Consider the following 17,059-nt stretch of genomic DNA (forward strand, 5'->3'; position numbering starts at 1 on the left):
TTACCAACAGCTATGACAAATTTCGGACTGAAAGTGCGAATGGCGATCGTCGGCTCGATCCTGTTCGCGTTCTACATGCTCGTCGGCGGGTTCGGGCTGCTCTGGCTCGGCCCCGGTGCGTGGCCGCTCGTTCTGGTCGGGCTCCTCATCTTGCCGGCCATCCAGTACAAGATCGGGACGTGGTCGGCGACCAGAAAGGCCGAACCGATGCCCGAAGACGGACAGTATCAGGAGATCCATCAGATGACCGACTCGCTGTGCCGAGATATGGGCATCAAAAAGCCCAAACTGATGGTCATGGATATGGGCGTCCCCAACGCCTTCGCGACCGGTCGAAAGGGTAAGGGCGTCGTCGTCGTCTCGACGGAACTCATCCGACTCCTCCAGCGGGACGAACTCGAGGGCGTGATCGCCCACGAACTCGCACACATCAAGAACCGGGACGTCCTCGCGATGGTCTTCGGGAGTTCCATCTCGATGATGGTCGGCTGGGTCGCCTATATGGTCTACATGATGGGCGGCGAGCGCAACATCGGCAGCATCTTCGTCGGCATGATCATCTCGAACATCGCACAGATGCTCGTCATGATCTTCGTGCTGGCCATCTCGCGGTACCGCGAGTACGTCGCCGACGAGGACGCCCGCCAGTACATCGGCAGCGGCGACCCGCTCGCCCGCGCACTCGAGAAGATTTCGCAGGGCTCGCAGGGACGCGAGCCGCAGGTCCAAGACAGCGTGAACGCGCTGTGTATCTTCAACTCCGACAAGAGTCTCCTCTCGAAGCTGTTCGCGACCCACCCGCCGACCGAAAAGCGCATTCAGAAGCTCCGAAGCTGAGAGCGACCGACGGTCGACGCGACGGCCGAACGCCGCGATTTTTATGCTGGCCCGCGACAGCCTAACACGTGACTGAGATTCATCCCGGTCAGCGCGTCGCCGTTCTCGTCGACGCCCAGAACCTATATCATACGGCACAGAGCCTTCACAGCCGGAATATCGACTATTCCGAGCTGCTCGAGAAGGCGGTCCAAGACCGCCAGCTCACGCGCGCCATCGCGTACGTTATCCGCGCGGATTCGCCCGAAGAGGAGAGTTTCTTCGAGGCGTTGACCGACATCGGCTTCGAGCCGAAGATCAAGGACATCAAGACCTTCTCCGACGGCACGAAGAAGGCCGACTGGGACGTCGGGATGAGCCTCGACGCGGTGACGCTGGCGAACCACGTCGACACGGTCGTCCTCTGTACGGGCGACGGCGACTTCTCGCGGCTCTGCTCGCACCTGCGTCACGAGGGCGTCCGCGTCGAAGTGATGGCCTTCGAGTCCTCGACGGCCGAAGAGTTGATCGCCGCGTCCGATTCGTTCCTTGACCTCGGCGACCGACACGAGACGTTCCTGCTCTGAACTCGCCGCGGCGTCGAGTCGGACGGCTCTCGGCCGGACCGGTCTCGAGAACGGGACGCCAAATGCGGGGTCAGTTCGGCTGTCGGCACTGCCAGAGACCGACCAACAGCGCGTACCCCGAGACGAGCAAGATTGCGCCGGTCAAGAGATAGACGAACGGCCCCGTGACGAGCGTGGCCGGACCGGCGAGCGTCAGGGTGCCGATAACGAGCAGGGCGACCCCGAGGCCGATTTGCGTGACGTCCATGCTGGCGGTAGTACCGAATCAACTATTATAATATTCACCATTTCGTTCAGGTCGGATTCTCGACTGCAAGGGCCCACGGCACGTAGCCGGCACGCGGACAGGTCGAAGGGCTTTCGACCCGCCCCGCCGAATCCCGGCCAATGAGCGAGCCAGCAGACGGGAGCGCGGGCCTGCCCCAGCTCCGGACGATCGCGGACTACCAGTTCGGTGCGGGCGCGGGCGCGGCGCTGTTCCCGCCCGGCGAGTCGCTGACGGTCAAACGCACCTCCTCGGGACGCCCCCAACAGGTCCACGCCGACGGGAGCCGTATCGTCTCCTTCGGTATCGACGGCCGGTTCACCCTCGGCCTCGAGGGCGGTCGGCGACTCGAGGCGGCCCTCGCCGAGCCCGCCTACCGCGTCGTGGTCGACGACGAGAGCGAACCGTTCGTCCGCGACGAGAAGAACGTCTTCACGAAGTTCGTCCTCGAGGTGGGCGAGGAGATCCGGCCGGGCGACGAGGTGCTGGTCGTCCACGAGCGCGGCGAGTTGCTCGCGGTCGGGACGGCGCGACTCGACGCCGGCGCGATCCGGGACTTCGAGACGGGGATGGCGGTGAGCGTTCGCGAGGGCGCGCCCGCGGGCGACTGACAGAACGGTCGAAAGGCGGTCAGCAAGCGGTCGGTTCGTCGGCTACAACTGACATTCGCGGCCGATCTCACGTTCGTAGCGCGCTTTAGTCCTCTCGAACAGGGTTTCGCCGATCGCAGTCCGGAACCGCGGTGCGGCCGTCGCGAAGAACTCGTCGAGGTTCTCGTACTGCGAGAAGGCGTCGTTCGGCTCCGTTTCGTCGTAGCGGTCCCCGCGCTCGTATTTGAGCGCCTGCAGGCAGTTATCGAGCAGGTCCATGTCCTTGACGAACCGCGCGGTGGGCGTCTCGCGGGCCTCGTACTCCTCCCAGAGGGATTTGTGATCGAGATCGCAGTCCCGATCTCCGTTCCCGCCTTCGAACGGAGCGAAGAGGTCGGTGACGGCCGCCCGCTCGAGGGCCGCCTTTTCCTCGCCGGACATCCGTTGGTCGCCGTCGTCCGCTCGAGTCGCGATGTCGCCCGTGCGCGCTTCACCGAGGTCGTGGACGAGCGCCATCGACACCGCTCGGTCGCGGTCGACGTTCTCCTCGGCCCGATCGGCGTACAGCAGACACAGCGTCGCCGTCCCCCACGTGTGGGCCGCGACCGATTCCGGCGACTCGATCCCGCGGAGCACCCACCCCGTCCGGCGTTCGTCTTTTAGCTCCAGTGCCTCGAGCAGGGCGTCGATCTCGTCGGTCATTACGTCCCATCACGGGCCAGCGCCGATTGAAAACGTCGATCGTCGGGTACCCCGTCGGATTCGGGTGCCGGAGACCGCGCCGCTCCCGTCGAACAACAAAGTAAAAGGTCGCCCGTGGCGACGTGGCGAGTATGTTTGGAGGAGGCGGCGGCGGACTCAATCCGCGCAAGATGGAACAGATGATGGAGCAGATGGGTATCGACGTCGAGGACATCGACGCCGAGGAAGTCATCATTCGGACCGACGAGTTCGACCTCGTGTTCGACGACGCCGAGGTCACCAAGATGGACGCCCGCGGGCAGGAGACCTATCAGGTCATCGGCTCGCCCGAAGAGGTCGAGGCCGGCTCCGCCGGCGGAAGCGCTGGTGGTGCCGACGCCGGTAGCGATGCCGGTCCGTCGATCCCCGACGACGACGTCGAACTCGTCGCCACGCGAGCCGGCGTCAGCGAGGACGAGGCCCGCGAGGCACTCGAGGACAACGACGGCGACCTCGCCGCGGCGATCGAGACCCTCGAGTGACTCGAGTGAGCGGTTCAGACGATACGGACGGCGACGCGACCGACGCCGACAGCGACGGCGTGCCGGTCCTGCTCGTCCGCGGCGACCGCGAGTACCTCGTCCAACCCGGCGGCGAACAGGGGACCGACCTCGGCGTGCTCGAGGTCCCCGAGGACGTAGAGTCGGGCGACACCCTCGAGACGCATCTGGGCGACGAGTTTCAGGTGCGCCGACTGCGCGGCCCGGATCTCTTTCATCACTTCGAGCGGACGGGCGCACCGATGGTGCCCCGCGATATCGGCCTCGTGATCGGCGAGACGGGAATCGCCCGCGGCGACCGCGTCCTCGACGCCGGCACCGGAACGGGCGTGCTCGCGGCGATGATGGCACGGGCCGGCGCGTCGGTCGTGACCTACGAACAGGACGCCGACTTCGCCGACGTCGCCCGCGAGAACATGGCGCTCGGCGGCGTCGAGGACGACGTCGATGTCCGAACCGGCGACGTGACCGAGGAGATCGACGCCCTCGAGCCCTCGTCGTTCGACGTGCTCACCCTCGATACGGCCGATGCGCCCGCGATGGTCGAGCACGCGCCCGACCTGCTCGTCGACGGTGGCTTCGTCGCGGTCTACAGTCCGTTCATCGAGTCGACTCGAGAAGTCTCGGAGACGGCCCGCGACGTGGGCTTGTCGAATGTGACTACTCGAGAGACGATCCAACGCGAGATGCAGTTCGACGAGCGAGGGTCGCGGCCGACGACCGCGCCCGTCGGTCACACGGGATATCTAACGGTCGCCCGCAACGAGTAGCGGCTACGCGTCGTTTCGGTCACGGAGTATCCGTCCTACCCGCAATACGATTCCGTGAATCGCGACGCTGAGAACGAGCGCAATCGCGGCCATGTGGAGCAACGAGAGATCGACGAGATTCGAGTCCGCGTATACGAGAACCAACGCGATAATCGGGGCACCGAGCAGCGATCGAGCACGGTCGACGAATCCATCCATCATTGGATTCCCCTGTAGCAAGTCGTCTCTATGGCAGTCACCCACTGTAGCGTTCGATCCGGTTCTCGAGCGAGATATCGCCGTGCGTTCCGGCCGCCGTATCCGGGACAGTGTGACTCAACCATCAGCACCGATGACTCGTCGCGTTCGTTGCAGCAGTTCCCCGAGAACGAGGACAGCGATGACGACGAGAGTAGCACGTTGATAGAACTGCAGTTGTCCAGTGATGTTTTCGAAGTACTGGACGACCCCAACGGCGATCAGTACCTTTGTAACGAGACTTATCCTGTCTCTCAGTGTCCAATTCTCGATTGACTCATCGTTCGCCATTGAACGGATATTATAGCCAACTGAAATTACTGCTACGGTTTATCGTCTCGTTGTAGCGATTTCCCTCCGTTGAACATTCACCTCGGTGTACCGCGAGCGAGGCCGCAGGCCGAGCGAGCGGGCCGACGACTGACCCAACGGGGAAGGAGGAGTGCTTTTGATCAACCTTTTACCGAGGGACGCCGCGCTGTGTGGCGAAGCCACCAGCGCGGCAGACCGCAGCGTAAAAGGTTGTTAGTTGTCGTCCTCGCGCCACTTGTGCTCGCACTCGGTACAGATGAAGAAGCGCGTCTCGGACTCGTCGGCCGCGCGGATCTGTTGCATGTACCAGTGGGCGCGGTCGTTGCCACACTCGGGACAGCGAGCGTCGGTTTCGGGTAGCGAGGTCTCGCCGGAGGACTCGATGACCTCCCCGATCTCTTGGTCGTCGGTGATGACGTACTGGTCGGCGTCGCCTTTCGGTTCCGTGTACCCGCAGCTACCGCACTCCCAGATCCCGTCCTCGGCTTTCATCATCGAACCGCATTCGTCGCAGAATTCCATCGTTGTCCGGGCTACGGGGGTCGAGCGACTTAAGGGACCCGTTTAGGATCGTTGACCGGTCGCGCTCCGACCGTCGCGGGGCGCTTATCCCTCGCCCTCCGACTGGTACGGCTCGCCGACGGCTTCCCGCGGGAGGACGTTATGCAGTTCCGACTCGAGGTCGTCGACCGACTCGAAGCGGTCGCTCCCGCTTTGTTCGATGAGGGCCCCCAGATTTCGCTCTCCGTCGGCGAGGAGGAGCGTCGTCTCTCCGAGTTCGGTCGCGGCCCGCTCGTTCGTGACGGGGTACTCAAGGTCCGCGAGGACGCTTTCGACGCGACTGAGTTTGACGTCGGTCATGGCCGAACGAACGCGGGCGACGGGCTTGTAGCTCCGCCCTGCTGTGACGGACTCTCAGGTGTGTTAACATTTCGTTTCGAAACTATAATCGGACGCGGTCACGCAGGGAGAGTCGATGCGGAGACTCGTGGATCAGATTATCGCGCCCTTCGCCGTGGACCGACGGGTGCTCGCGCTGGCGGGGGCCCGGATGGCGGACGGGATCGGGAACTCGTTTCTGATCATCGTCATCCCGTTGTACGTGAGCAGCGGCGTGGTGAGCGGAACGGCGTTCGGCCTCGGGGAGTCGATGATCATCGGCCTGATCCTCTCGCTCTTCGGCTTTCTCAACAGCAGTTTTCAGCCGTTTACCGGCCGCTTGTCCGACCGGTTAGGTCGGCGAAAGCCGTTCATTCTGGTCGGTCTCGCCGGCCTCGCGCTGACGAACCTCGCCTACGTCTTCGCGGAGACGTACGTCTCACTGCTCGCCATCCGCGGGTTGCAGGGTGTCAGCGTGTCCTTCATAATCCCGGCCTCGATCGCGCTGGTGAACGAACTCGCGACGACCGGCAATCGCGGCGGAAACATGGGCGTCTACAACACGTTCCGACTGGTCGGCTTCGGTGCCGGCCCGGCGCTGGCCGGCGCGGTCGTCAGCCTCGGCCCGTACGCGCTCCCGGTCGGAGTGACGATCTCCGGGTTCGACGCCGCCTTCTACACCGCGGCGATCACCGCCGCGATCAGCTACGTGCTCGTGACCGTCCTGGTCTCCGATTCCGACTCGGCGGCCGCAAACGCCGGCGCTGACCTCTCGATTCCGATCCTCGATCGGTCGGGGCCCAACCTGCTCGATCCGATCTTCACGCTCGGTGTCGCGTCGTTTTTCATGGCGACCGCGATCGCACTCTTTTCGACCATCCAGCCGCAAGTCAACGCCCGGCTCGAGCAGGGCGCGACCTGGTTCGGCCTGCAGTTCGCGGCGTTCATCATCGCGCAAGTCGTGCTCCAGACGCCGATCGGGCGGGCCTGCGACCGGTACGGCCGGCGGCCGTTCATCGTCACCGGAATGGTGTTGCTGATCCCGACGACGCTCGCGCAGGGCTTTCTGTTCTCCTCCGTGCTGATGTTCGTCGCCCGGCTGTTCCAGGGCGTCGCCGCCGCGATGGTGTTCGCGCCGTCGCTGGCGCTCGCGGGCGACCTCGCCGGCGAGGGCGAATCCGGCTCGAAACTGTCGGTGCTCACGATGGCCTTTGGCTACGGGATCGCCGCGGGGCCGCTGTCCTCGGGCGCGCTGATCAGGTTCGGCTTCGGAGCCCCCTTCGTCTTCGGGACCGCGCTCGCGACGCTCGGACTGATTCTGGTGTATACGCAGGTCGAGGAGACGCTCGAGGCGACGGCCTCGGTGCCGGTCGTCGGAAGCAATTAATCGACAGCAAACGAACGGAGTATCGCTATTGGAGAAGTTCTACTGCCCGGTCCGTGAGCCGATACCGATATGCCTGGTGAACGAAGACAATCCGACCATACTCTTCTGATTTTGTAACCTCTCGAGACGATTCAATCGCATCAATCGCGGCGTTCAATCGGTCGACCGGACGTTCGGAACGAAGGTATTCGGGAACGGCTTCGGGAGCCACGTCGAATTCAGCCGCGAGAATACTCCGAACCGTTCGGCCCGCGCCGTCGGCCAGTGCGATAGAGGGTTCGGCTGCCATTGCCGGCGGACCGTCTAGCTCTGCCGCTTCATCGCCCAACTCAACCGACTGCAACTCGTCGTCGATGTGTGCGATCAGCGCGTCGATATTCGCCTCGGCTTCTTCCGTGACCTGGCCGTTCACGATCTCATCAAGACGTTCGCTAATCGCGAAGATATCCGGTCCTGACGGCGTAACTCTCTCGACAAGATCGACATCAATGAGTTGGTCCAGAGCGGTTTCCGGACGGTATTCGAGAGATCCATCGACCATATCCGACAGATCTGTCCGTTTGATCCCATCATGGTCCGGTCCGATATCGTTCTCGTAGAGTGCAGTTACGATTTCGACCTGATCCGAGACAGTCCGTGAGGAGGGCTTCTCCTGACGAAGATATCGTTCGATTCGATCGATGTCCGGAGTGTCCATTTCCTCGTCGATAGCGAGTGCGTGATCGACCGGTGTTGGGAGTTCCGGACGTGGTGCATCGCGATGGCGCTGCGCTTTCTCCGAGAGTCGGGTATTGTCGTACACTGCACGCGCGACTGGCAACCCGCGAAGATAGTTATACTCGTCGAGTACGGAGACACCGTGTTTGCTCAATCCGTAGAACTGGGATGGCAAGTCCCGAGAATCTTCGTTCGGTGGATGGTCGTATCGATTGACGATACTTGCCTCGTCGAGTACCTGTAGCTGATCGCGGATCGCCGCCTTGTTTTTTGGTATCAGGTACGCTAACTCGTCGAGCGACGGAAGATGCGTTGGATGGGCGAGAATGTATTGCAGAATCAAATGACGTGTTTCCTGCGACAGTAGTTCGTAGATCTGCCGCTGCTCTTCGAACGGGCCGGTATCTTTCGAGGCAGAGGAGTCGCTCATACAACTCTTATACAGCGATTGTATCTCGATTCGGATAATGGTTCGGGTGAACTGGTATGGTATTCTCCGGAATAGCCAAATCAATTGCGAACGTATTTACTGAGCGGGTCTTAATCCGAAAGAAATGACTGATCCCGGGCCACCCGAAAACGCTGCAGAAATTATGGACCATGTTGACGAGGCACTGCAGGGACTCGAACTTGAGCCACACGAGTCATCGGAAGTTCTCGAGTTCGCTAACCATGAAATCCCGCACCTTCAAACCCCGGAAACGTCGTATTTCGTTCTCGGAAGCTATCGAGATCCGTTCGTTCGTCGGCTACGTATAGTCCAAAATGAGTTGGACAAACGAGTCGGGACATATCCATTCCTCATGGGCGATCTCCGAGAGATCGCTATCGACCGTCTTCCGACCTTTCGAATCAGGTTCCATCTCCTCGCAGCCTATACTGATTATATAATTGCCATATACGAGCAAGATGCGGGTGGAGAGGTTACCGAACTTGGGAAGATAAGTTCGACACCATATTTCGAAAAGGCAACCGTGTTACCGCGGGACTATGCGTGGATGACCGGCCGAAAACTCGAGTCGCATGCTGACGTGGTCTCAGCTGCCGTAAATATTTATTTCAACGAGGACCTCGATTCGGAGGCCGTTGAGACCGAACTCAATGCGCTCGTAGACCGAGCTCGACGAAATGGAGTCGATATTTCGGTTGATGAACTCATGGAGCAGATAGACGCTCGGGAGGATGCGGATCGGGACGCCGTTTCGTATAGTTGGGTCCACCTCAACGAGTTTCGTCTTTTCGAACTACATGATCGGTGTTTTCCGTGGTCGATCCCCGAAGAGTTACGAGACGTGACTGACGAACTGCCGAACTAGCGGACCGGGACGCAACGCAAAAGTACCGGATGCGCATACGGTTCCACGATGACGCTCTCGGAGGAGGCCACGGACCGGTTGGCGGACGTAGTGGAGCTACAGCCGACGAAGAATTCCGAGTTACAGGACCGATGGGGGATGGAAAGCGGCAGCGAGGTCCACCAGTACCTCGAGAACGAACTCGGGGACTACTACTTTCGGGACGACAACAGCCTGATCCGGGCGACCGCGGAGGCGGCCGATCTGGTCGACGTCGAGCCGGGAATCGAGAGCGACCCGGAGGACGACGGCGTTCCCTCGAAGATCCGGGTTCCCGAGTTACAGGCCCGGATCGTCGCGGTGCTCGCCGGACCCGAGGAACGTTCCGAGAGCGTGGTGTCGGTGCTCCACAGCCTCCGGGAGGAGTACGATATCGACCCGGAGGCCGAGGATGTCCGGTCGGGACTGCAGAGCCTGCGCCGCAAGGGCGTCGTCGAGGTCGAGTACCGGACCGTGCCGACGTTCCGACTGACCGTCGAGCGCGACGATCTCGAGGTCTCCGTTTCCGACTCCGACTGAAACTGACCGTCGATCGCGAGGATCGGGCTACAGCCCCGGTCGCCGTCGCCGGCGGCGCTCCTCGAGAATCCGCTGCGATCGTTTTCCGGGCCCGCCCTCGATCGGCCAGCCGCGGGTACGCCAGACCGGTGGCTCGGGTTCGAAGTCGGCACAGGAACCCGAACACTCGGCGGCCGTCTGGCAGCGACCCTTGGCGGCGCAGTACGGCAGCGCCTGCTGCGGGTCTCGAGCGCGCAGTTGGAAGTGCCGGCAGTCGGGGCGCATCGTGTCGACGAACGAGCGCCAGCCGCGCTCGTAGGCGCGTTCGGCGATCGCGAGCCGTTTCTCGGCCTTCGTCGCCGGATCGACGTATTCGAACCGGGCGGCGGAGTCGTCTCGGTTTCCGCCGTCGGGCCGCTCGAGGATCCGGGTACCGGGCTCGTCGACCGCGAGCGAGCGCGGGTACCACGAGACGTCGGCCGTCAACGTCTCCGGCTCGAGTGCGAGGATGCCCGCCGCGACCGGCAGGTCCTCGAAGAGCGCGGGGTCGACGCGTGCGCCCGTCTCCTCGGTCGCGACCCAGACCTCGTCGGCCAACCCCATCGCGACGTCGTACTCGAGTTGCGAGGCGAGCGCGCGGGCGGCGCTGGCGTCGAGGTCCGGTTTGTTCTCGATGGCGACGATCCGGTCGACCCAGTCGGGATAGCCCCACTTGCGCCGGATCTCGATGCGATTGCCGTTCTTTCTGGTCTCGAGGATGCCGCGGTCGTCGGCGCGGTGGATCGCCTCGCGGACGTACCGCCACGGGTAGCCGGGATGGGGGAGCGCGTCGCGGTAGTAAGTCCACTCCGCCGGGGCGTTCCGGACGACGTGCAACAGATCGCTGTCGAGGCGCTCGGAACCGAAGTTCGCTCGCTGGCGGAGGGCCTCGGGGTTGCACTCGAGGACGATAGTGTCCCAGCGGCGGCGCTTGGTGCCGAGTTGGCGGGCGACGACGATCGCAGCGCCGTCGCTTTCGGGTTCCGCTCCCGGCGGCCACGCGAGCTCGGCCCAGCGGCAGGTCCGGAGCTCGAATCCGAACTCGGCGGTATGAGAGACCACACGGGGAGTTTGCACCACGTGCGCAAAAGCGCTACTCGATCGATCGATGGCCGCGGCTCGCGATCGACGGCAGCGCCACTCACGGCCCGAATATCGAGATCGAGACCGAGCCGTAATCCCGTTTCGTCGGAACGTCGTCACTCCCCGAAGTAGGAGTCATCCGCCGGTGACGGCCGACGTGCGTCGCTTACTCTTCGTCCTCCTCCTCGAGTTCGTCGAGAAATTCGTGGGCGTCCTCGAGGATCTCTCGAGGGCCGTCCTGCGTGACGGTATTGATCGCCTGTTCGTAATCGCGCCACTGGAGGTCGCGATGCTCGTTCGATAGTTCCGCGCTCGCCTCGAACGACTTCGCGACGAAGAGGTGGACGGTCTTGTGGATCGTCTTGCCGTTCGCCTCGAAGACGTAGTCGTAGTCCTTCCGAAAGCCGTCGAGTAGTCGGAACTGTTCGATACCTGCCTCTTCCGTTACTTCGCGGATCGCCGTCTGTTGTAGCTCTTCATCTCCTTCGACACCGCCCTTGGGGAACTCCCAATCGCCTGGGCGGCTCTTGAGTAGAAGATACTCGCGCCGGCCCCGCGTATCGCGGAAGAGGATCGCGCCTGCGCTCGTAGCTTCGACTGCCATTAACTGGGCTAACAGGTGCGACGTTAAGAGAATATCGGACTGTTCGTCCAACGGACACTGATTCCGGACCCGATTTTCACGAGGGCGGCGGCCGATCGACTGCAGTCGTTCACCGCCCGCGCCGGTACGCGGTGCGTCTCAGCAAGTTTTTACGCGCCGCCCGACGACGTATGCGACAGTACCAGCCATGACCTTCGTCACCCGTCTGACCCTCCAGAGCGGCGATCGCGCCGCGCTCGATGGCATCGTCGAGGACATCAAAGCCAACGCGGAACGGAAAGGGGCGGCGCTGAAAGGGCCCCACTCCCATCCGCCCGAGAAGCACTCGGTTCCCCAACACTGTCGACTCCACGCCGACGACGGCCGACAGTTTTCCTCGTGGGAGTACACCGTCTTCACCCGCGAACTCGAGATTCACGGCCACGACAGCCTCGCGCGCAACATCGCCTCGCAGAGTTTTCCGGACTCGGTCCACATCGAGGCCGAGGTCGAACAGATCCACGGCGCGGGCCGCGGGAACTGAGCGAGCGTCGTCCGACACAGACGGGCCTGCTCCGTCTCGACGTGTGGCCGTCGGTAGCACTTTTTACCGTTCCCGACGAGGTCGACATATGACCGCGGACGACCTCGTTTCACTGCGTCGAGACCTCCACCGAAAACCCGAGCCCGCGTGGCGGGAGTTCTACACCACTGCGCGCATCGTCGACGAACTCGAGTCCCGACTGGGCGACGACCTCGACGGACTCCACGTCGGCCCCGAGGCCATCGCGGGCGATCACCGGATGGCGGTCCCCGACGACCCAGAGCTCACCCACTGGTACGAACGGGCGCGGGACGCCGGCATCGACCCGGACGTGCTCGAGCGACTCGAGGGCGGGTACACGGGCGCGGTCGCCGTCCTCGAGCGCGGTGATGGGCCGACGGTCGGCCTGCGCGTCGACATCGACGCGCTCCCGCGACCGGAGTCCGACGACCCGACTCACGCGCCTACCGCGGCGGGCTTTCGCTCCGAACACGAGGGGGCGATGCACGCCTGCGGCCACGACGCCCACGCGACGATCGGTATCGGCGTCGCGGAGCGGATCGCCGCTAGCGACGACTTTTCTGGGACGCTGAAAGTATTCTTCCAGCCCGCCGAGGAGGTCGTCGGCGGCGGGAAGTCGATGGCCGAAAGCGAGCACATACAGGATATCGATGCTCTGCTTGCGGTCCACATCGGGCTCAATCACCCGACCGGCGAAATCGTCGCCGGCATCGACGGCTTTCTCGCAGTCTCACACCTCGAGGCCGAGTTCGCGGGCGAGTCGGCACACGCGGGCGGCCATCCCGAGCAGGGGCGAAACGCCGTCCAAGCGATGGCGACGGCGGTGCAGAACCTCTACGGCATTGCCCGGCACAACGACGGCAAGACCCGGGTCAACGCGGGCGTCGTCGAGGGCGGCAGCGCGGCGAACGTCATCCCGGACGAGGCCAGAATCGTCGCCGAAGTCCGCGGCGAGACGACCGATCTCATGGAGTACATGAAGGGGCGAACCCGGCAGGTCCTCCGGAGCGCCGCCCGGATGCACGACTGCGAGGTCGACATCGAAACCGGCGCGGAGGCACCGAGCGCGACCAGCGACGACGCACTCGTGTCGATCGTCGCCGACGTTGCAGGCGACACGGCGGGCGTCGAGCGAGTCCTCGAGCGCGACGAACTCGGCGGCAGCGAGGACGCGACGTTCTTGATGCGGGCGGTACAGGAACACGGCGGCACGGCCTGCTACGTCGGCGTCGGCACCGACCATCCCGGCGGCCACCACACCGCGACGTTCGACGTCGACGAAGATAGCATCGGCCACGGAATCGACGTGCTCGCGGACTCGATAGAGGAGATCAGCCGTCAACACGCCTGACCGATAGTTTCGAAGCTACTCTCGAGCGGGAGTGGCCGGGAGCGGGCTCCGAGCACCGCGAGGAGCCCGCGACTCGGGGGAGGGCAGGCGGTTACACGATTACGACCGCGAGCGAGCCCGAAGGGTGAGCGAGCGGGCCGACGACTGACCCAGACGCCGCGCGACGCGCGGCTGGCGGGGAAGGAGGAGTGCTTTTGATCGAAATTTTGCCGAGCGTCGGCGAGACGTGCGCCAGCGATGCTGGCGTCGTCTCGCCAGAGCGCAGAGCAAAATTTCGTTGTTAGTACTTGGGGTCTGCTCCAGTCGTCTCGTAGACCGTCTCCATGAGGTCGTCGCGGCGGGCCTGCCAGCCGGCGAGTCCCTCGGGGCTGGTCGGGTAGTTCTCGTAGTGTGCGAGGAGGTCGTCGGCGCGGCGCTTGGTCTGGTAGAGGTTCCAGATGGTGCCCCAGTGGCCGCGGCTCTTGATGAGGGACTCGAGTTTGAGTTTGAGCCCGATGTCGGTACTGCCGGAGTAGAGGGCTTCGGCGAGTTTGTCGCCGGGCATCGCGGCGAGCAGGCCCATCAGATCGTCGACGTCGACGGCCGTCGAGAGGATGTTGTAGACGTCCAGTGCGGCGTAGCGCGCGCCGAAGTGGTCCATCACCTTCTCGTTGTACTCCCAGAGGGTGTCCTCGCTGAAGTCACCGGTCTCGAGGGCCTCGATGGCTCGTTCGGCGGCGTACTTGCCGCCGTAGGCGGCCCCGGCGATGCCGCCGCCGGTCGTGGGGTTGACGTGGCCCGCGGCATCGCCGATGGCCATGTAGCCCGGATGCACGGCGGAGTCGTAGGGCCGTCGGGTGGGCAGTGCCGCGCCGAGTTTGTCCTCGACTTCGGCACCCTCGAACTCGGGGCGGTTCTCGAGGTCGCGTTTGAGGTCGTCGACCAGTTGCATGGGTTCCTCGGTCATCTGGAAACCCAGCCCGGCGTTGATCTCGGTGTCGGTCCGCGGGAAGTACCACAGATAGCCCGCGGCGCGCTCGGTCGGCTTGAAGACGAGCGCGTCGTCCCACTCGACGGGTTCGTCGACGCGGACGATCTCGCGGTAGGCCGAACAGAAGTGGCTGTAGTCGACGTTGGTGTCGAACGTCGACTCCGAGAAGTCGACGTTGTCCTGCAGAACCGAGAGCGAACCCGCGGCGTCGATGACGATATCGGCCTCGTACTCGAGTGGGTCGCCCTTCCGGATGGCTTCGACGCCGGTAACGCGGCCGTCGTCGTTCTGGACGACGTTCTTCACGACGGTATCGTAGTGGAAGTCGACGCCGGCGTCGCCCGCGCCGTCGATGATCCGCCGGCCGTACTCCCAGCGGTCGATGACGGCGAGTTCGCCGGGGACCGGAATCTCGAGGACGGTGTCCTCTTGGGGGATTTCGAAGCGGCCGTGGTCGACGCCCGTGTTGGTAAAGGCCGGCTCGAGTTTCGACTTCGGGATCGCCTCGGGGAAGGCGTCGGCACCCTTCAGCGCGTCGCCACAGGCGATGTGGCCCGCCTCGTCCTCGTCTTTCCGCTCGAGAATGACGACGTCGTACCCCTCCTGCGCGATGGTCGCTGCGGCGTAGCACCCTGCGGTGCCCGCTCCGACGACGACCGCGTCCGGCGACTGCGTTCCCGTCGTCGTGGCGGCGGCCGACTGCTCCTGCGTACTCATACCAACAGTGTGGACACCGCGGTAAGAAAACGTTTTATAGTCGATTCGTCGGACTGTCAGGGGCGAAATCAGATACCGGGACCAGTCGAGGAGTCGTCCGACGGGCCGTGACGCCGTCTCGCGGAACCGGCACACTGGTTTCCCGCGGGTAGGTGACATCCTCCCACGACTAAAGTCGTGGGCTTCCCACGCCCACCAACGGGCGGTTCGTTGGTCTCTTAGGGTTTCCGACCCGACGTGCCGGTGGGAGTGCCACGCCCCCGTTACTCCTATCCCGCGAAGGACTCGGAGGTATCTGATTATTTTGTGTCGGTTCTGCTGTCCACGGGCTTACTTTTTGATGAGGCAAACACCGAGTCAACTGCCAGTTTGTGGACTGTCGAGAACCGATGGGAATCCATCGTTCCGACACCATCAGATACGGCAGGTGGACGCTCAAATGTTACGGTTTGGGCGGTTGTGAACCGTGCGACGATTCATCCCACGACTGAAGTCGTGGGTTTTCTCGCCTCATTTCTATAAAGAGTTTTAGTGAGGTCTTCCGTACCGGGCCGTATGACTGAGTACACCATCGAGTTCGTCGGGACGGGTGAGGCCATCACCTGTACCGACAAGGAGACGATCCTGAGCCGGTGTCTCGAGGAGGGAATCGCGCAGGAGTACTCCTGCCGAGTCGGGATGTGTCTGGCGTGTTCCGCCGAGATCGTCGAGGGCGAGGTCACCCAGCCCGCTGCGCGGGGACTCACCGAGCAGGAGGCCGAAAACTACGCGCTGACCTGCATGGCGCGACCCCAATCCGATCTGAAACTCGATCGCGGCAAGTACCCGCCGAGCATCGAGGGCGACCTCGCAGACGGCGCAAACGACGGCGCAGTGGCGGACGACTGACCCGTCAGTCGGCAACTGCGCAGTTGTTCGGTCCCAGTTCGAGTTCGAAGGCCGTCTCCTCGTCGATCTCCTCGAGCCCGAGGTTGACGGCCACGATCCGTTCGTCGTTTGCCGGCCGCGGCGGGAGGTCGCTCGTGGCGTGCTCGACGAACACCTTTTCGTCCATCGAGAGCGCTGCGAGTTGGTCGCGCAGGGTCTCGAGTCGTCCGGTATAGGTCCCGTCTGCTCGCGGCTCGGCGGCGTCGCTGTAGTGGCACGGCGCAATCGTCGTCTCGCCCGGGTGCTCAAGGATCCGATGTTGGAGCGTCTCGTACAATCGCCGCGCAGCCGCGGCCGCGTCCTCGGTACCGAGCTCGAGGTCCGGCCGGCCGACGCCCTCGAGAAACAGCGTGTCGCCGGTGAACAGGAGCGGGGCGTCGCCGCCCTCGAGGCGAAGCGAGACGGATTCGGTCGTGTGACCCGGCGTCGCCACGGCGGTCAGCGTCACGTCGCCGATTCGGATCTCGTCCCCGTTGGCGACGGTCGTGGCGTCGAACGCGAGCCCGCGGTCGCGAGCGCCGTCGGGGACGATCGCCTCCGCGTCGGCCCGCGACACGAGGTCGCGGACGCCGCTGACGTGGTCGGCGTGGACGTGGGTGTCGACGGCGTACTCGATCGTCGCGTCGCGGTCGGCAGCGTCAGCCTCGTACCGGTCTGCAAACGCCCGCAGCGGGTCGATCACGGCCGCCTCGCCGCCGCTGACGACGAGATAGGCGAGACAGCCGCTCGAGGGGCGGTCGTACTGCAGGACCGTCGCGGGCGCGTCGACCTCGAGTTCGCGGGCCGTGTACAGGTCGGCCCACGCGTCCATGCCGCCAGCGAGGTTCCGCGCCTCGACACCCGCATCTCGAAGGAGTCCGACGGCGTGGCCGCTCGCCTCGCCGCGGCCGCAGACCGCGACGATCGGCTCCGCGAGGTCGGCGACGAGGTCGGTCACGTCGCCGGTGGCCTCGGCTTGAACGAACTTCATGTGGGGGATTTGGACGACGTCGATCCCCTCGCCCTCGAGGTGCCAGCGCTCGAACTCGTCGCGGTTGCGAACGTCGAGGACGGTCGCGCGGTCGCCGGATCGCAGTAGCTCGGCCAGCGCGTCGGGAGGGATCGAGGACGGGTCGTCAGCCGGGTTAGCGGGGTCGCTCCGGTCGGTCATGTCCGTCGGTACGCGCTCGA

Annotated in this window: 21 protein-coding genes; 11 read left to right on the forward strand and 10 right to left on the reverse strand. The window is 64.0% G+C overall.

The window, feature by feature from the left end; genetic code table 11:
- Positions 1–12: 12 nt before the first annotated feature.
- The gene (locus FEJ81_RS15485; RefSeq protein WP_138246134.1) at positions 13–837 is read left to right on the forward strand and encodes a M48 family metallopeptidase; all 825 of its coding nucleotides are present in this window, start codon (positions 13–15) and stop codon (positions 835–837) included.
- A gap of 68 nt (positions 838–905) precedes the next feature.
- Positions 906–1,403 carry a LabA-like NYN domain-containing protein gene (locus tag FEJ81_RS15490; protein WP_138246135.1) on the forward strand — a complete coding sequence of 166 codons (498 nt, stop codon included), beginning with the start codon at positions 906–908 and terminating at the stop codon, positions 1,401–1,403.
- Between the two features lie 70 nt (positions 1,404–1,473).
- Here FEJ81_RS15490 and FEJ81_RS23315 read toward each other — a convergent pair whose 3' ends face one another.
- The gene (locus FEJ81_RS23315; RefSeq protein WP_175416446.1) at positions 1,474–1,650 is read right to left on the reverse strand and encodes a hypothetical protein; all 177 of its coding nucleotides are present in this window, start codon (positions 1,648–1,650) and stop codon (positions 1,474–1,476) included.
- A gap of 140 nt (positions 1,651–1,790) precedes the next feature.
- On the opposite strand from FEJ81_RS23315, the gene FEJ81_RS15495 reads away from it, so the two are divergent.
- Positions 1,791–2,279, forward strand: coding sequence for a PUA domain-containing protein (locus FEJ81_RS15495; RefSeq protein WP_138246136.1), 489 nt, complete (start codon positions 1,791–1,793; stop codon positions 2,277–2,279).
- Between the two features lie 42 nt (positions 2,280–2,321).
- Here FEJ81_RS15495 and FEJ81_RS15500 read toward each other — a convergent pair whose 3' ends face one another.
- Positions 2,322–2,960, reverse strand: coding sequence for an HD domain-containing protein (locus tag FEJ81_RS15500; RefSeq protein ID WP_138246137.1), 639 nt, complete (start codon positions 2,958–2,960; stop codon positions 2,322–2,324).
- A gap of 131 nt (positions 2,961–3,091) precedes the next feature.
- Here FEJ81_RS15500 and FEJ81_RS15505 point away from each other — a divergent pair, with 131 nt between their 5' ends.
- Together FEJ81_RS15505 and FEJ81_RS15510 are read left to right on the forward strand one after the other, a co-directional pair.
- A complete protein-coding gene (locus tag FEJ81_RS15505; protein ID WP_138246138.1) occupies positions 3,092–3,481 on the forward strand; it encodes a nascent polypeptide-associated complex protein in 390 nt (129 codons plus the stop codon).
- A complete protein-coding gene (locus FEJ81_RS15510) occupies positions 3,478–4,269 on the forward strand; it encodes a methyltransferase domain-containing protein (RefSeq protein WP_138246139.1) in 792 nt (263 codons plus the stop codon). The genes FEJ81_RS15505 and FEJ81_RS15510 overlap by 4 nt, the downstream gene beginning before the upstream one ends.
- 315 nt (positions 4,270–4,584) lie before the next feature.
- Here FEJ81_RS15510 and FEJ81_RS15515 read toward each other — a convergent pair whose 3' ends face one another.
- From FEJ81_RS15515 to FEJ81_RS15525, 3 genes are all read right to left on the reverse strand, one after another.
- The gene (locus FEJ81_RS15515; RefSeq protein WP_138246140.1) at positions 4,585–4,797 is read right to left on the reverse strand and encodes a hypothetical protein; all 213 of its coding nucleotides are present in this window, start codon (positions 4,795–4,797) and stop codon (positions 4,585–4,587) included.
- Positions 4,798–5,031: 234 nt separating this feature from the next.
- Positions 5,032–5,340, reverse strand: a complete 309-nt coding sequence (locus FEJ81_RS15520) for a transcription factor S (protein WP_006429196.1) — start codon at positions 5,338–5,340, stop codon at positions 5,032–5,034.
- Positions 5,341–5,424: 84 nt separating this feature from the next.
- Entirely contained in the window at positions 5,425–5,679 is a 255-nt protein-coding gene (locus tag FEJ81_RS15525; protein WP_138246141.1) for a DUF5789 family protein, read from the reverse strand.
- A 115-nt stretch (positions 5,680–5,794) separates the two neighbouring features.
- Here FEJ81_RS15525 and FEJ81_RS15530 point away from each other — a divergent pair, with 115 nt between their 5' ends.
- A complete protein-coding gene (locus FEJ81_RS15530; RefSeq protein ID WP_138246142.1) occupies positions 5,795–7,084 on the forward strand; it encodes an MFS transporter in 1,290 nt (429 codons plus the stop codon).
- A gap of 25 nt (positions 7,085–7,109) precedes the next feature.
- On the opposite strand, the gene FEJ81_RS15535 is transcribed toward FEJ81_RS15530, so the two are convergent.
- Entirely contained in the window at positions 7,110–8,231 is a 1,122-nt protein-coding gene (locus tag FEJ81_RS15535; protein ID WP_138246143.1) for a hypothetical protein, read from the reverse strand.
- Positions 8,232–8,355: 124 nt separating this feature from the next.
- Here FEJ81_RS15535 and FEJ81_RS15540 point away from each other — a divergent pair, with 124 nt between their 5' ends.
- Positions 8,356–9,117 carry a hypothetical protein gene (locus FEJ81_RS15540; protein ID WP_175416447.1) on the forward strand — a complete coding sequence of 254 codons (762 nt, stop codon included), beginning with the start codon at positions 8,356–8,358 and terminating at the stop codon, positions 9,115–9,117.
- Between the two features lie 48 nt (positions 9,118–9,165).
- A complete protein-coding gene (locus tag FEJ81_RS15545; protein ID WP_138246144.1) occupies positions 9,166–9,675 on the forward strand; it encodes a DUF5797 family protein in 510 nt (169 codons plus the stop codon).
- Positions 9,676–9,702: 27 nt separating this feature from the next.
- Here the strand turns inward: FEJ81_RS15545 and FEJ81_RS15550 are convergent, their stop codons facing one another.
- Both FEJ81_RS15550 and FEJ81_RS15555 read right to left on the reverse strand, forming a co-directional pair.
- Positions 9,703–10,755 carry a DUF5787 family protein gene (locus tag FEJ81_RS15550; RefSeq protein ID WP_138246145.1) on the reverse strand — a complete coding sequence of 351 codons (1,053 nt, stop codon included), beginning with the start codon at positions 10,753–10,755 and terminating at the stop codon, positions 9,703–9,705.
- 187 nt (positions 10,756–10,942) lie between these two features.
- Positions 10,943–11,380, reverse strand: a complete 438-nt coding sequence (locus FEJ81_RS15555) for a bis(5'-nucleosyl)-tetraphosphatase (RefSeq protein WP_138246146.1) — start codon at positions 11,378–11,380, stop codon at positions 10,943–10,945.
- A gap of 187 nt (positions 11,381–11,567) precedes the next feature.
- On the opposite strand from FEJ81_RS15555, the gene FEJ81_RS15560 reads away from it, so the two are divergent.
- Together FEJ81_RS15560 and FEJ81_RS15565 are read left to right on the forward strand one after the other, a co-directional pair.
- Positions 11,568–11,903, forward strand: coding sequence for an uS10/mL48 family ribosomal protein (locus FEJ81_RS15560; RefSeq protein WP_138246147.1), 336 nt, complete (start codon positions 11,568–11,570; stop codon positions 11,901–11,903).
- An 88-nt stretch (positions 11,904–11,991) separates the two neighbouring features.
- Positions 11,992–13,275, forward strand: a complete 1,284-nt coding sequence (locus tag FEJ81_RS15565; protein ID WP_138246148.1) for an amidohydrolase — start codon at positions 11,992–11,994, stop codon at positions 13,273–13,275.
- A 280-nt stretch (positions 13,276–13,555) separates the two neighbouring features.
- Here the strand turns inward: FEJ81_RS15565 and FEJ81_RS15570 are convergent, their stop codons facing one another.
- The gene (locus tag FEJ81_RS15570) at positions 13,556–14,962 is read right to left on the reverse strand and encodes a geranylgeranyl reductase family protein (RefSeq protein ID WP_138246149.1); all 1,407 of its coding nucleotides are present in this window, start codon (positions 14,960–14,962) and stop codon (positions 13,556–13,558) included.
- A gap of 555 nt (positions 14,963–15,517) precedes the next feature.
- Between FEJ81_RS15570 and FEJ81_RS15575 the strand changes: the two genes are divergently transcribed.
- Entirely contained in the window at positions 15,518–15,850 is a 333-nt protein-coding gene (locus FEJ81_RS15575; RefSeq protein ID WP_138246150.1) for a 2Fe-2S iron-sulfur cluster-binding protein, read from the forward strand.
- 4 nt (positions 15,851–15,854) lie between these two features.
- Here FEJ81_RS15575 and FEJ81_RS15580 read toward each other — a convergent pair whose 3' ends face one another.
- Positions 15,855–17,039: an MBL fold metallo-hydrolase gene (locus FEJ81_RS15580; RefSeq protein ID WP_138246151.1), complete on the reverse strand. Its 1,185-nt coding sequence runs from the start codon at positions 17,037–17,039 to the stop codon at positions 15,855–15,857.
- Positions 17,040–17,059 lie beyond the last annotated feature (20 nt).

The sequence above is a fragment of the Natrinema versiforme genome, from assembly GCF_005576615.1.
GTDB classification, from domain to species: Archaea; Halobacteriota; Halobacteria; order Halobacteriales; family Natrialbaceae; genus Natrinema; species Natrinema versiforme_A.

Excerpts from the sequence above, each read along its gene's own strand:
- FEJ81_RS15575 (WP_138246150.1), top strand. The coding sequence starts at position 15,518 with ATGACTGAGTACACCATCGAGTTCGTCGGGACGGGTGAGGCCATCACC.
- FEJ81_RS15565 (WP_138246148.1), top strand. The coding sequence starts at position 11,992 with ATGACCGCGGACGACCTCGTTTCACTGCGTCGAGACCTCCACCGAAAA.
- FEJ81_RS23315 (WP_175416446.1), bottom strand. The coding sequence starts at position 1,650 with ATGGACGTCACGCAAATCGGCCTCGGGGTCGCCCTGCTCGTTATCGGC.
- FEJ81_RS15535 (WP_138246143.1), bottom strand. The coding sequence starts at position 8,231 with ATGAGCGACTCCTCTGCCTCGAAAGATACCGGCCCGTTCGAAGAGCAG.
- FEJ81_RS15525 (WP_138246141.1), bottom strand. The coding sequence starts at position 5,679 with ATGACCGACGTCAAACTCAGTCGCGTCGAAAGCGTCCTCGCGGACCTT.
- FEJ81_RS15520 (WP_006429196.1), bottom strand. The coding sequence starts at position 5,340 with ATGGAATTCTGCGACGAATGCGGTTCGATGATGAAAGCCGAGGACGGG.
- FEJ81_RS15560 (WP_138246147.1), top strand. The coding sequence starts at position 11,568 with ATGACCTTCGTCACCCGTCTGACCCTCCAGAGCGGCGATCGCGCCGCG.
- FEJ81_RS15570 (WP_138246149.1), bottom strand. The coding sequence starts at position 14,962 with ATGAGTACGCAGGAGCAGTCGGCCGCCGCCACGACGACGGGAACGCAG.
- FEJ81_RS15545 (WP_138246144.1), top strand. The coding sequence starts at position 9,166 with ATGACGCTCTCGGAGGAGGCCACGGACCGGTTGGCGGACGTAGTGGAG.
- FEJ81_RS15540 (WP_175416447.1), top strand. The coding sequence starts at position 8,356 with ATGACTGATCCCGGGCCACCCGAAAACGCTGCAGAAATTATGGACCAT.
- FEJ81_RS15505 (WP_138246138.1), top strand. The coding sequence starts at position 3,092 with ATGTTTGGAGGAGGCGGCGGCGGACTCAATCCGCGCAAGATGGAACAG.
- FEJ81_RS15500 (WP_138246137.1), bottom strand. The coding sequence starts at position 2,960 with ATGACCGACGAGATCGACGCCCTGCTCGAGGCACTGGAGCTAAAAGAC.
- FEJ81_RS15495 (WP_138246136.1), top strand. The coding sequence starts at position 1,791 with ATGAGCGAGCCAGCAGACGGGAGCGCGGGCCTGCCCCAGCTCCGGACG.
- FEJ81_RS15485 (WP_138246134.1), top strand. The coding sequence starts at position 13 with ATGACAAATTTCGGACTGAAAGTGCGAATGGCGATCGTCGGCTCGATC.
- FEJ81_RS15580 (WP_138246151.1), bottom strand. The coding sequence starts at position 17,039 with ATGACCGACCGGAGCGACCCCGCTAACCCGGCTGACGACCCGTCCTCG.
- FEJ81_RS15530 (WP_138246142.1), top strand. The coding sequence starts at position 5,795 with ATGCGGAGACTCGTGGATCAGATTATCGCGCCCTTCGCCGTGGACCGA.
- FEJ81_RS15515 (WP_138246140.1), bottom strand. The coding sequence starts at position 4,797 with ATGGCGAACGATGAGTCAATCGAGAATTGGACACTGAGAGACAGGATA.
- FEJ81_RS15555 (WP_138246146.1), bottom strand. The coding sequence starts at position 11,380 with ATGGCAGTCGAAGCTACGAGCGCAGGCGCGATCCTCTTCCGCGATACG.